1 protein-coding gene is annotated in these 310 nt (G+C 47.7%); it reads right to left on the reverse strand.

Translation table 11 applies throughout. The features are described 5' to 3' along the window. The coding region (locus H4O21_RS25195; protein WP_220495922.1) for a hypothetical protein at positions 1-294 on the reverse strand (294 nt) is incomplete at its 3' end. Between the last annotated feature and the right edge of the window lie 16 nt (positions 295-310).

The following is a 310-nucleotide window of genomic DNA, read 5'->3' on the forward strand; positions in this document are numbered from 1 at the left end:
AATGAACGCCACGTTACACGGCTTCATTGTGTCAGCGCGTATCATCTCAACCGCAATAAGCTCTCCAGATTTAGCTCTGACGACGTTAACGTCGCAACCAATACCATTTATCAACGTCCACTCATTCATCGCGACACGCGTCGTTTTAGCCATGATTGCGGCAACTTCCTGCTCGGTGATGAAGTCGTCATTATGATTTATCTTCGGTAACTCCTTCCTGATTGCTTCCAGTTTTTCACGCGGGTGCATATTCAGGAATCCACCAAGTGCCTCAAGTGCTTCGGGAAAGCTCATGCCAGAGAGTTTCATC

Origin of the sequence: Oceanospirillum sediminis (genome assembly GCF_014164585.1) — a bacterium.
Taxonomy (GTDB): domain Bacteria; phylum Pseudomonadota; class Gammaproteobacteria; order Pseudomonadales; family Halomonadaceae; genus Oceanospirillum; species Oceanospirillum sediminis.